Source organism: Polaromonas hydrogenivorans (assembly GCF_040105105.1).
In the GTDB taxonomy this organism is placed as follows: Bacteria; Pseudomonadota; Gammaproteobacteria; order Burkholderiales; family Burkholderiaceae_C; genus Polaromonas; species Polaromonas hydrogenivorans.
The window spans coordinates 178,878-191,543 of record NZ_CP157676.1; the positions used below are offsets into that span (position 1 = coordinate 178,878).

9 protein-coding genes and 2 pseudogenes are annotated in these 12,666 nt (G+C 63.9%); 2 read left to right on the forward strand and 9 right to left on the reverse strand.

What is annotated here, in order from left to right:
- Positions 1-22: 22 nt before the first annotated feature.
- The 8 genes and pseudogenes from ABLV49_RS21705 to ABLV49_RS21740 form a co-directional block, all read right to left on the reverse strand.
- The gene (locus ABLV49_RS21705) at positions 23-1,900 is read right to left on the reverse strand and encodes an FAD-binding monooxygenase (RefSeq protein WP_349282417.1); all 1,878 of its coding nucleotides are present in this window, start codon (positions 1,898-1,900) and stop codon (positions 23-25) included.
- A gap of 80 nt (positions 1,901-1,980) precedes the next feature.
- A pseudogene (locus ABLV49_RS21710) lies at positions 1,981-2,270 on the reverse strand (SDR family oxidoreductase); the annotation flags it as partial.
- A pseudogene (maiA, locus tag ABLV49_RS21715) lies at positions 2,269-2,880 on the reverse strand (maleylacetoacetate isomerase); the annotation flags it as partial. The pseudogenes ABLV49_RS21710 and maiA, both read right to left, overlap by 2 nt.
- Before the next feature lie 20 nt (positions 2,881-2,900).
- Complete coding sequence (fahA, locus tag ABLV49_RS21720) at positions 2,901-4,220, reverse strand: fumarylacetoacetase (RefSeq protein ID WP_349282419.1); 1,320 nt, start codon at positions 4,218-4,220, stop codon at positions 2,901-2,903.
- A gap of 38 nt (positions 4,221-4,258) precedes the next feature.
- Positions 4,259-5,554 (reverse strand): homogentisate 1,2-dioxygenase, encoded by a 1,296-nt coding sequence (gene hmgA / locus ABLV49_RS21725; RefSeq protein WP_349282421.1) that lies wholly within the window; start codon positions 5,552-5,554, stop codon positions 4,259-4,261.
- A 19-nt stretch (positions 5,555-5,573) separates the two neighbouring features.
- Positions 5,574-5,765 (reverse strand): hypothetical protein, encoded by a 192-nt coding sequence (locus ABLV49_RS21730; protein ID WP_349282422.1) that lies wholly within the window; start codon positions 5,763-5,765, stop codon positions 5,574-5,576.
- A gap of 80 nt (positions 5,766-5,845) precedes the next feature.
- Complete coding sequence (locus ABLV49_RS21735) at positions 5,846-7,546, reverse strand: FAD-dependent oxidoreductase (protein WP_349282424.1); 1,701 nt, start codon at positions 7,544-7,546, stop codon at positions 5,846-5,848.
- 51 nt (positions 7,547-7,597) lie between these two features.
- Complete coding sequence (locus tag ABLV49_RS21740) at positions 7,598-8,854, reverse strand: MFS transporter (RefSeq protein WP_349282449.1); 1,257 nt, start codon at positions 8,852-8,854, stop codon at positions 7,598-7,600.
- A 420-nt stretch (positions 8,855-9,274) separates the two neighbouring features.
- Here ABLV49_RS21740 and ABLV49_RS21745 point away from each other — a divergent pair, with 420 nt between their 5' ends.
- Complete coding sequence (locus ABLV49_RS21745) at positions 9,275-9,742, forward strand: MarR family winged helix-turn-helix transcriptional regulator (RefSeq protein WP_349282044.1); 468 nt, start codon at positions 9,275-9,277, stop codon at positions 9,740-9,742.
- A 245-nt stretch (positions 9,743-9,987) separates the two neighbouring features.
- Complete coding sequence (locus ABLV49_RS21750) at positions 9,988-10,959, forward strand: Bug family tripartite tricarboxylate transporter substrate binding protein (RefSeq protein WP_349282426.1); 972 nt, start codon at positions 9,988-9,990, stop codon at positions 10,957-10,959.
- A gap of 502 nt (positions 10,960-11,461) precedes the next feature.
- On the opposite strand, the gene ABLV49_RS21755 is transcribed toward ABLV49_RS21750, so the two are convergent.
- Positions 11,462-12,658 carry an IS91 family transposase gene (locus tag ABLV49_RS21755; protein ID WP_432280031.1) on the reverse strand — a complete coding sequence of 399 codons (1,197 nt, stop codon included), beginning with the start codon at positions 12,656-12,658 and terminating at the stop codon, positions 11,462-11,464.
- Positions 12,659-12,666 lie beyond the last annotated feature (8 nt).

Here is a 12,666-nt window from a genome sequence, read left to right on the forward strand (position 1 = left end):
GTGGGGCGGATTTGAACAAATCCTAGTGACGATCGAGCAGGAATTGGCCAAAGAATGCGGTGAGTTCGTCATGCGCATCCAGCGGCAGTATGTACGAGACATACTGGTCAGGGCGCACAATCACCACTGCACCTTGTTCGCGGTCGATGCCACGGAGATCGAAGATGTCAGGGCCGTTCTTGAGGTCAGGGCAATAGGCCTTTTCGTAGTCGATGAGACCGAAGCACCCCTTGCGCGGAAGCAGGATGGACGGCAGCTCTTCGACCTTGAGTTCGCGGTGTCCCTGCTGGAAGACCGCGCGAACGTCGATGACGCTGTCTATGTCCGCCCCCGTCGGGGTGAAGCGGCGGATCGGAGAATTCGGCGATTCCGCCAAAAAGGCGGCGAGTTCGCGCAGTTGCTTTCCACTCGCATCGGCAAAGGCGTAGAGGCGCCAAGCGCCATCGGCACGGGCGGCATGGCCGAGCTGCACCGGTTTGGCGTCGGCCAGGCGCACCACCGGCGCCGAATGGAAACGCATGCCGATCGTGAATCCCTTGGCGAGCGCCTGGTGGGTGGCCTGGGCTGTCAGTACCGTCGTCGGCGCGTAGTGCGTCGCCACACCTGCCGTGTAGCGGCCCGATTTCACGAAGTACGCCTGAAGCTCTTGCGGATCGAGCCCGCCGAGTTCCGGGTGCATCGGATCCTTCGGCGGCGATGCCATGATCTTCGACCACTCCTTGTCGAAGTCGATAAGACCCTGGGCAATCGCATGGCGCTCGGCAGAGTAGGTTCGCAGCAGTTCCGGCCCGGCGCGTCCCTCGAGAACGCAGACGAGTTTCCAGCCAAGGTTGAACGCGTCCTGCATCGAAACGTTCATGCCCTGGCCGGCCTTCGCGCTGTGCGTGTGGCAGGCGTCGCCGGCGATGAAGACGCGCGGCAGGCGGGATCCGGCCTGATCCACGGGAACATCGTCGAAGCGGTCGGTGACGCGCTGGCCGACCTGGTACACCGCGAACCACACCACGCTCTTCACGTCGAGCGTATACGGGCGCAGCACACGCTGAGCGGTCTCGATGACCTGCTCCTGGGTAATGTCACGGAAGGCTTCGCGTTTGTTCGGGTCGATCTCGCCGAGATCGACGTAAAGCCGCACCATGTAGCCGCCCTCGCGCGGGATGAGAAGGATGTTACCCTCGTCGCCAGACTGAATCGCGGCTTTCAGGCGGATGTCCGGGAAGTCGGTCGTGGCCAGCATGTCCACGACGCCCCAGGCGTGGTTGGCAAAGTCGCCGCTTGGCACGGCCCCGATCGAATCGCGCACCAGGCTGCGCGCGCCGTCGCAGCCCACCACGTACTTGGCTCGCACAACGGACTCCGTGCGCTTTACCACATCACGCAGTGTGACAACGACGGGATACTCACCGTCGGATTCGACAGTCAGATTGACAAATTCCAGGCCGTAATCGGCTTCGAGCCGCGTCGGCGACATGCGCATGTAGTCAAGCAGGTACTGCTGCAGGCGGGCCTGGTTGACGATGAGGTGCGGGAACTCCGACAGGCCATCCTCGGTGTCCTGGATGCGGCCTGTACGCTCGATCCGGTTGCGGTCCTGCTTCGACGGACGCCAGAAGGCGGTCTCGTTCACCCAGTAGGCCTCGCGCATGAGCTTTTGCGCCAGACCGAAAGCTTCGAACATTTCAACTGTGCGGCAGGCGATGCCGTCCGCCTGACCGACCTGGAGCGCCCTGTCTCGGCGCTCGATCAATCGCGTGCTGATGCTGGGGAAGTTCGACAGCTGTGCGGCCAGCAATGCCCCTGCAGGCCCACTGCCAATGACAAGAACGTCGACGGCGTCGGGGAGATTCTCTTTGACGATGTCGGGGTCGCCGGGCGCGTAGCCATTCAGATAGAACTGCATGTTGCCTCCAAAGTGGTTGAAGTATTACATTGTTTTTTGCCTCGTGAAAGTAGTTGCTGATGACAGATGTGCCATGGACTTCAAGACGCGCTCTGCGAGTCCCCGTCGATGGGAATCATTTTCCCCGAGATCGAGCGTGCGGCGTCGGAGGCCAGAAAGACGGCCAGTGCCGCAATGTCTGCGGGGTCGACGAAACGCTTGATCGACTGATTGGCCAACGCCGCGGCTTCCTCCTGCGCCCCGTGGTCGACGCGCGGCCTTCGAAGACCTGATGCAGGCGCGGACCCTCCACGGCGCCGGGCAAAATTGCGTTGACGCGTATGCCGAATTCGCCGAGTTCGCGCGACAAGGTCTTCATGAAGCCGATGAGCCTGCTCAAAGGCGGGCAACTCCAGGCAAGCCTGGCCAATGCGTCGAAGCGTCGGGTAGGCGGCCAGCGAAACGCCGAACCGCTCGGCGTTGTAGATCTGCGGCACCAGGCAGCAATCGGCCAGCGTCGGCGTGTCGCAATGGCAGTACCGGCCGGTGGCTGCGCTTTGGCTGAGCATGGCTTCGACCACCGTGAAGCCCAGCGCCACCCAGTGGGCGTACCAGGCGCTTTTGGCCTGTGCGCTGGCGCCCAGGGTAGCTTCGAGGCGCTGCAGCACGCGCAGGTTGTTCAGCGGGTGAATCTCGCAGGCAATCGTCTGGGCGATGGCGCGCACCCGCGCGCGCCCGGGCGGATCGGGCGGCAGCAAGGCCGGCGCGGGATGCCTTTCTTCGAGGTATTCGATGATGGGCAGCGACTGCGTGAGGGTGACCTCACCGTCCACCAGCACCGGAACGAGCTCGGCCGGGTTGAGCGTGGCAAACGCGGCCGAATGCTGTTCGCCGCCGCCGCGCACGAGGTGCACGGGAACCGCCTCGTAGGCCAGGCCCTTGAGCTCCAAGGCAATGCGCACGCGGTACGAGGCCGAGCTGCGAGAGGTATAAAGCACCAGCATGGCAGGCGGCGCTCCGCTCAGATCTGCCGGGCGGGCATCACCATACCGCGGCACTCGCCAAAGCCGATGCGTGCCGCCCCGGCCTTTTCACACCAGCCGCGAATCACGATGGCATCGCCGTCCTCGAGGTAGGTGCGATTCTCGCCGTTGGGCAGTTGCAGGGGGTTCTTGCCGCCGGTGGTCAGCTCGATCAGCGCGCCGGCCTGGTCCAGCGTCGGGCCCGACAGGGTGCCGCTGCCGAACAGGTCGCCGGGCTGCAGGTTGCAGCCGTTGACGGTGTGGTGCGTCACCATCTGCGCCACGGTCCAGTAGGCGTGGCGGTAGCTGGTGCGGCAGATGGTGGCATCGCCCTGGCCGGCTTCGCGCATTTTGGGCGTTTGCAAGCCGACCTGCAACTGGATGTCGAGCGAGCCTTGCTGGCGGTTGGCCTCGGAGTCCAGGTAGGGCAAGGGCTGCGGGTCTGCTTCGGGACGCAGGAAGGGGACGCGGTAAGGGGCCAGCGCCTCCAGCGTCACGATCCACGGCGAGATGGTGGTGGCGAAGTTTTTTGACAGGAACGGGCCCAGCGGCTGGTATTCCCAGGCCTGGATGTCGCGCGCCGACCAGTCGTTGAGCAGGCACATCCCGAACACATGGTCTTCGGCCTGCGCCATCGAAACCGGTTCGCCCAGCGCATTGCCGGTGCCGACGAAGATGCCGAGTTCGAGCTCGATGTCCAGCCGCTTGCTCGGACCGAAGGACGGCTGCGTGGCGCCAGGCGGCAGGGTCTGGCCCATGGGGCGGAGAAAGCTTCGCCCCGAGACACCGATGCTGGAGGCCCTGCCGTGGTAGCCGATCGGCACCCATTTGTAATTGGGCAGCAGCGGGTTGTCCGGACGGAACTGCTTGCCGATGTTGGTGGCGTGGTGCACCGAGGTGTAGAAGTCGGTGTAGTCGCCGATGCGCGCCGGCACGCCGTATTCGGCATCTTGCTGCGGCACCAGGCAGGCGGCTAGCTGGGCCTCTTCGGCCGCGCCTGCGCGCAGGGCACGCGACAGCGCCAGGCGCAAGGCAGACCAGGCGTTGGCGCCCAGCGCCATCAGGGCGTTGAGCTTGTCCTGCGCGCCGGCCTGCACCGCGGACGCGGCCTCGGCGCTGAACACGCTAGAGGCCGCCACAGCAGCCAGGTCCAGGATCTGGTCGCCAATGGCGACGCCGCCGCGGAAGGCTTCAGCGCTGTCCTTGCGGCGGAAGACCGCGAACGGCAGGTTCTGGATAGTGAAGTCGGCACTCGCCAGGTTGGCGGAGGCGACCCAGCTGCGCAGCGCCGGGTTATGGGTTTCGTTCAAGGTATGCATGGTGTTTCTTTATGTGGTGTGGTGCGGTCCGGTGCGTCTCAGGGCCGCGTGGGATCGAAGTTCTTCTTTAGTCCCTGCCAGCAGCGGTAGTATTCGTGCTGCAGCTGGACCGTCTCCAGCGCGTAGCGCGTGGGCTGGATCACCGTGGGCGTCTCGAACATGAAAGCCATGGTGCCGGTGATGTAGTCGGCCTTGGAGGTGTCGGCGCTGCTGGCCTTGGCAAAGGTGTCGGCATCCGGTCCATGGCCGCTCATGCAGTTGTGCAGCGACGCGCCCCCGGGCACAAAGCCTTCGGCCTTGGCATCGTAGGCGCCGTGGACCAGGCCCATGAACTCGCTGGCGAAGTTGCGGTGAAACCAGGGCGGGCGAAAGGTGTTCTGCATGGTGAGCACGCGCGGCGGGAAGATCACGAAGTCGATGGCGTCCACGCCCGGGGTATCGGTGGGCGACTGCAGCACCAGGAAGATCGACGGATCCGGGTGGTCGTAGCTGATCGAGCCGATGGCGTTGAAGCGGCGCAGGTCGTATTTGTAAGGGGCGTAGTTGCCGTGCCAGGCAACCACGTCCAATGGCGAGTGGCCAATGGCGGCCTTCCACAGGTGGCCGTTGAACTTGGCGAGCAACTCGAACTCCCCCTCCCTGTCTTCGTAGGCGGCCACCGGGGTGCGAAAGTCGCGCGGGTTGGCCAGGCCGTTCGAGCCAATCACGCCCAGGTCAGGGAGTTTGAAAAGCGCGCCGTAGTTCTCGCAGACGTAGCCGCGCGCCTGGCCGTCGGGCAAGCTCACCTGAAAGCGCACGCCGCGCGGAATCACGGCGATCTCCTGCGGCTCGACCTCGAGCACGCCCATCTCGGTGGCCAGGTGCAGGCGGCCCTCCTGGGGCACGATCAGCATTTCGCCGTCGGCGTTGTAGAAAAAGCGCGTGTCCATCGAGCGGTTGGCCGCGTACAGGTGGATGCCGCAGCTGGTGTTGCCCGCCATCGTGACCATGCCGTCGACGAAGTCGGTGGGCTCGCTGGCATCGGGCATAGGCAGCGGATCCCAGCGCAGCTGGTTGGGCGGCGTGGGCACCTCGTCAAAGCGGCTGAGCCAGCGGCTGCCCTCCCCGATGCGCTCGAAGGGCAGGTGCATCGCTGCCGGGCGGATGCGGTACAGCCAGGAGCGCCGGTTGGCGTGGCGCGGCGCGGTGAACGCCGTGCCCGAGAGCTGCTCGGCATACAGCCCGTAGGGCGCCTGCTGGGGCGAGTTGCGCCCTTCGGGCAGCGCGCCGGGCAGCGCCTCGGTGGCGAACTCGTTGGCAAAGCCGCTCTGGTAGTGCAAGGTGTCTGTGCTCATGGCGCAATCCTCCAGGGAGTCAGTGGCTGGCTGCAGAGGTCATGTCCTCGGCGGCGGCGTCGATGAGTTGCTGCGCCACCTCGCTGTTGCCAAGGCGGTCAATCGCCAGCATGGCAAAGCGCGCCAGGAACAATTGGGCGTTGTTTTCGCCGAGCTGCGTCATTGTTTTGCAAAGCCGGGTATAGACGGCATCGAGTTCACTGTCGGTCATTGGATTCTCCTGATAGGGGTTTACGGGTTAGACGGAATATCGCGGCATTAACAATGCATTAAGAAGGCATTGACACGGCATCAAGCCAGTGCCCGATCGATTGCCGCCGTGACCTCGACCGCTGTGCCCTGAAGCCAGCGCGCCAGCACATGACCATCGGGCCGCACAAGATACAGCGTGCCAGGGGCCGCGCCGTACATCGCAAACAGCCGGCCCGTATGGTCCCAGCCGTGCAGCGCCGATGCCTCGGCGTCCAGGCGACGCGTGATGGCCAGCACCTTGAAGGGCAGCCCGCGGGTCTGCATCGTTTGCTCGAGCGTGTGCAGCTCGGCGGGTACCGCGCCGTCCTCGCTGAAGTACAAGGCCGTAAAGCGGGCCGCCACCACATCGGTGATGTGCCCTTCGCGCGGCGCACCGTCGCCAGCAAGGGTCAAGGGGCACTCCGGCAGCACCGACCCGGGGGCCGGCCCGGCCGTGAATTCGGCTGAACGCTCCAGCGCCGCATTGAGCGGCGACGCGGTGTAGCTGATGGCCGACGACTGGCGCGGGTTGATCAAGGGGCGCACACCGGCGTGCTTGACCGCCAGGCTGAGCACGGCCTGGCGCATCAGGTCAAAGGCAAAAGAAGGCGGCGCCATGAATTCGGTGCTCTTGGTGCCGTAGCTCAGGTTTTCGTGCGCGGCCGCCACGCGCTCGTCCGAGTAGCTCTCGAGCAGGCGTTCTGACGCCAGGCCTTTGATGACGAAGGCGAGCTTCCAGGCCAGGTTGTCGGCGTCATCGATGCCGGAGTTGGCACCGCGCACGCCAAAGATCGGCACCAGGTGGGCCGCGTCACCGGCAAACAGCACCCGGCCTTGTCTGTAGCGCTCGAGCGTCAGCGCATTGGCCTTGTAGATCGTGATCCAGATCGGCGACCAGGCCCCCTGCTCGCCCATCATTTCCAGCAGGCTTTCGACGCGAGGCATCACGTTTTCGGGCTTGATGGCCTCGTCCGGATCCTCGCCGTCGCGCAATTGGTAGTCGATGCGCCAGACATTGTCGGGTTGCTTGTGCACCAGCACGGTCGAGTCCGGGTTGCACGGCGGGTTGAAATAAGCCAGGCGCTCGGTGGGCCGGTCGCTGTCGAGCAGGATATCGACGATCACATAGCGGCCTTCATAACTTGTGCCCTTGAGCGGCAAACCAAGCGACTCGCGCAGGAAGCTGCGCCCGCCGTCGGCCGCAACCACCCAGTCGGCGTCGAACTGATAGCTTCCCCCAGGGATGGACAGCGTCAATCGCGCGCCGTCTTCGCGGGCATCGATCGCGGTGACCTGGGTTTGCCATCGGACCTCGATGAGCTCGGGCAACTGCTGCACCCGCTCGAGCAGGATCTGCTCGATGTGGTACTGCGCCAGGTTGAGCATGGGCGGCAGCTTCTGGTTCTCGTCCTGTGGCATCTTGAAGTGCAGCACTTCGGTGCCTTGGTAAAAGCTGCGTCCGCCGGTCCACGGCAAGCCGATTTTCAGGAAACCATCGACCGCGCCCAGGCGCTCGGCGATCTCCAGGCTGCGGCGCGAGATGCAGATTGCCCGGCTGCCGGCACACACCGAATCATCGGCTTCGATCAAGACGACCGGCACGCCATGGCTGGCCAGACCGAGCGCGGTGGTGTAGCCGACCGGCCCGCCACCGACGACGACCACCGGGTGCCGGCGGCCCTCTAAACCGTCCTTCAACGGTGGCAGCGACGCCGGGTAACGCTGGGCCGTGAATGGGTAGGGTACGAATTCATGCGACATGAAATTTTCCTTTTGGGTTGTCTATCAGGTTTACCAGATTCAGCAGGTTCACTACGTTGACGCAGCGAGCTTCGGCGTACGCGCAATCGGCACGATCAACATGACTGCGCAGCCCACGACCAGCAGCACTGAGGCGTAGATCAGTCCGGTCGCAAAGCTTTGCGTCGCATCCTTGAGCCAGCCCACGACCAGCGGGTTTATGGCCGAGCCGACGTTGCCGATGGCATTGATCACGGCAATACCCAGCGCCCGTGCGGTAAAGCTCAGCGCATGGTCGGGGGTGGTCCAGAAGATCGACATGGCGGTGTAGGCGCCGGTCGAGGCCAGGCAGATGCCCAGCAGTTGCAGGGCAGGCTGCGGCGAATAGGCCGTGATGAGCCAGCCGCTGGCGGCCAGCAGCATGGGCAGCACGGTGTGCCAGCGGCGCTCCTGCGCCCGGTCGGAGCGCCGGCCCCACCAGATCATGCCGATGACGGTGCAGATGGACGGAATCGCGGCCAGCAGCCCGATGGTCGTGTTGCTCGCGCCGCCGCTAAAACTCTTGACGATCAGCGGCGTCCAGACCGCCACCATCGCCAGACTGTTGACCAGGCAGAAGTAGGCCACCGAGAATTTGAGCACGGTCGCGGAGGTCAGCTCGGACAGCAGGCTGACCTTGGGACCGGCAGGTTTGGCGACGGGATCAGCCTGGTGTTCAGCCGCCAGCATGCGGGCCAGCGTGGTTTTTTCCAGGCTCGTCAGCCAGCGGGCCTGTGTGGGCGAGTCGTTGAGGTAGAAGTACACCACCACGCCGAGGATGGCAGCCGGCAGACCCTCGAGCAGGAACAGCCACTGCCAGCCCTTCAGGCCCAGCATCCCGTCCATGCTCAGGATGACCCCCGAGATTGCCGAGCCGACGGCAGCGGTGACCGGCATGGCGATCATGAACAAGGCATTGGCTCGGGCCCGGTAGGCCGAGGGAAACCAATACGTCAGGTACAGCAGCATGCCCGGCAAGAAGCCAGCTTCGGTGATGCCCACCAGGATACGAAAGAAATACAGACTCTCGGGACTGGTCGCAAACATCGTCGCGGTCGAGGCCAGGCCCCAGGCAATCATGATCGAGCCGATCCACTTCCTGGCACCAATGCGCGCCAGCACGAGGTTGCTCGGAATGCCGCAGGAGATGTAGGCGATGTAGAACAAGGTGGTCGCCAGGCCAAACTGGGTGCTCGTCAGGCCCAGGTCCTTCATCATCGTCAGGCCCGCAAAGCCGATGTTGATGCGGTCCAGAAAGGAAACAACGAACAGCAGGAACAAAAACCACATCAGGTGGCGCGTGACCTTGTCTACGACCTGCCGCTCGGTGCCCAGCGGCGTGGGCGGTAGATCCCCGAGGCCGTGCGATTTGGAATCGTATGAATTCAATTTGACGCTCCTGCCGCAAGTGGCGGCTGCTTGCATGGTTGGGGGGAACACGGCAAAACATCGCCGCTGCGCGCCCTGTCAAGGAAGCGATTCATTGATCGAAATCAACGATGATCGTTGCGCACACAACTATTATTGACGACCCTGAATAAATTGTGATTGGTAGTTTCCCTAGTTGCGTACGCAACTAGTTTTGAGGCATAAAGGCTTCAGACTCCTCGGACCCGTCAAAAGGGTCGTAAAAATTGTTGCCCTTTTTGTCCCTCACGTACACGGTTTGGTTACCAATGCGCCCAACGTTTACTTCTGCAAGCCCTTGCCATGACTGAACCGGTTTCTCTCGAACGCACGATGACCCACCGCCTGCACACACTGTCCAAGCTGACCGACCGGGTTAGCCAAGCCGCGTATGTGCTGGATGCCGGCATCCCGTTCAGCGAGGGCCGGTGCCTGGCGGCCATCGGCGCGTTCAGTCCGCTGTCGGTCAAGGACCTGGCGTACCGGGCCAACTTGAACAAGGCTCAGGCCAGCCGCGCTGCGCAGTCGCTGGTCGATCTGGGTCTGGTGCACAAGCAAGCCAGTGCCACGGACGGGCGTGGGGTCGTGCTGACCCTGGCCGCCCGAGGCAAGCCTGTCTGGCAGCGTTTGATGACCGTGATCGAACGCCGCAATGACGAGATCGTCTCTTGCCTCAGTCCAGCAGAGCGCGCGCAATTGGATCACCTGCTCGATCGCCTGGTTGCCCATGCGCGGGAAGCCGCAGAGGTTGTCGGCTCGCTCGAAGAGTGAGTCGGGTGCAATAGCCTCCTTTCTGCACTGAAGGCAGTGTCATTCTTTGATCCCGCAGCAGGCCGGCGCGAGCCCGTCAGAACCATTGGCGATGGGTGGTGAAGATGAGCACCGGCCAGTGGGTACATACCCTATGTTGCGTGCGCAACCAGGCTTGACTATCATTTGCCAGCCTTTCACACCGGTATGGCATCTTTTGGGTTGCCGGTCCAATTGCTTTTGTCATAGATCACTGGAGCAACCCCATGAGAAATGCCCACGCCTTGCGCCGCTGGCTGACCACTGCGGCACTTGCCTTGCCCATCGCGGCGGCTGCGGCCTATCCCGACAAGCCCATCGAATGGGTCGTGCCCTACCCGGCCGGCGGAGGCTCGGACGTGGTGGCCCGGATACTGTCAGTGCCGATGGGCAAGACGCTCGGCCAACCCATCATCATCAACAACAAGCCCGGCGCCGCCACCAACATTGGCGCCGACTACGCCGCCAAGGCCAAGCCCGATGGTTATGTCATGCTGACCGGCGACACGGCCACGATGGCCGCCAACCCGGCCTTGTACTCCAAGCTCAGCTACAACGTCGAAAAAGACTTCGCGACGGTCGGCCTGATGGCGCGCTTCCCGATGATACTGGTCGTCAACCCCACTGTTCCGGCGAAGAACCTCTCCGAATTTTTGGCCTGGGCCAAAAAACAGCCCAACGGCGTGAACTACGCCACGCCGGGGGCCGGCAGCCCGCACCACCTGGCGACCGAATTGTTCCGCGAGCTCAGCGGTCTGAAGATGGTGCATGTGGGCTACCGGGGCGCCGCCCCGGCAGTGCAGGACGTGATCGGCGGCCAGGTGCCGATGATGTTCGTTGACACCGCGAGCGGCTACCAGCACATCCAGTCCGGCAGGCTGATTCCGATCGGCGTCGCCAGCCCGAAACGAATCGCCACCTTCAATACCTTGCCCACGCTGGCCGAACAAGGCCTGAAGGGCTTTGAAGCCTATGCGTGGCAAGGGCTGGTGGTGCCTGCGGCCACGCCGCCAGAGGCGGTTGCCACACTGAGCCGGGCCTTGCTGGCGGCGCTGGACACCACCGAGGTCAAAGCGCGCTTCCAAACGCTGGGCCTGGAAGCGATTCCCAGCACGCCGGCGCAGATGGCCGCCTATGCCAAGGGCGAGCGCGACAAATGGGCCAAGGTGATTCGCGCCAGTAACATCCGCCTCGACTGAACAGCTACACATAGGCTGTGGACGCGGCCTGTGACTGGCATGGGGTAAAACGGGTATCCCAACTGAATGGTGGCTCCAGAGAGTTTTCCGAGTTTTAGCTAGCATTTTTTCCGGCGACATTGCGGACGTTGACCATCTACTGCTTCAGTTAAGGGTTGTCCGATGCCTGCCCGTGCGACATGACAGCGTCAAGCATGACGACGGCATGAGGGCAGGTGTTGGACAAGCCTCGAAGGAGGAAACCGCGCAATGCACCGCAAGGGCTTGGGAAAGCGACGAATCTATGGGGATTCGGGGTGCTGGGGGCGAGTCGGCGCCGACGATGCGCCTGGCGAACCGGCCAATGTCGTTGGCACAGCGCAGCGGATCGAAGTCGTCACCTTGACTTGGCCGGAGACAGGACGAGCTACAAGGGCCTTCGTTGAGCATGAAGACAAAAGCACCTCGCGACCCACGAAGACGAGGGATCGAGGTTGCCTCGAACGCTGATGCAGCTTTGTACTCATGGTGCCTGAGCCCGCTGGGGTGGTGCGCGGATCGGTTGCCCGCGAGCGAAGGTCAGCAGGACGATCATCGGAGCGCCGCAGTGCGTACAGAGGAAGGCCGGTTGAGCAGGACAAGGCCCGACATCGACGCTCGATGTTTGCGCGGCGGCATCGACTTCTTGCACCAGCAGTTCGCGAATGCGCCTCAGCTTGACCGTGCGGTTGCCGTTGGCCAGAAATCCGTAGTGGCGGATGCGATGCAAGCCAGCGGGCAGAACGTGCAGCAGGAAGCGACGCATGAACTCATCCACATCGAGCGTCATCGTCTTGTGGCGCGTGCGGCCCTCGGCCCGATAGTCCTTCCAGCGGAACGTGACGCCCCGCTCGTCCATGGCGAGAAGCCGGCTGTTGGAGATGGCCACCCGGTGTGTGTAGCGCGACAGATAGGCCAGCACCGCTTCGGGGCCGGCGAACGGGCGCTTGGCATAGACCACCCATTCGCACTGGCGCAGTGGACAGAGCCAGTCGGCGAACACGTGCGCGTCGGCCAGAGCAGCGAGCTCGCCGAAGAACCGCAACCGATGGGAGCGATGCGCCTGGGTGAGTGCTTCGAGGAAGCGTCGCCTGAACAGCCGCGACAGCACGCGCACGGACAGGAAGAACCCGGGCTTGCAGGCGACCCAACGTTCGCCGCCTGGCGACAAACCGCCGCCCGGCACGATCCCGTGCACATGCGGGTGATGCGTCAACGCCGACCCCCACGTGTGCAGCACCAGGGTCGCACCGATGCTGGCGCCCAGGTGCTTCGGATCCGCCGCGATGGTCAGCAAGGTCTCGGCGGCCACGTCGAACAGCAGCGCGTAGAGCACGGCCTTGTTCTGGTACGCAATGGCACTGATCGGCGCGGGCAAGGTGAATACGACGTGGTAGTAGTCCACCGGCAGCAGATCGGCTTGACGCGCTTGGAGCCAGCGCTGTGCCGCACTGGCCTGACACTTCGGACAATGCCGGTTGCGGCACGAGTTGTAGGCGATCTGGTCCTGTCCGCAGCCTTCGCAGCGCAACACATGGCCCCCCAGCGCCGCGCTGCGGCACTGCTCGATGGCCGACATGACCTTGAGCTGGCCCAGGCTCAGGTGACCCTGCTGCGCGTTGCGCCAATCGGGACCGTGGGTGCGAAAGATGTCGGCAACCTCCAGGGCGGGGTGCGCCACGCAAGACA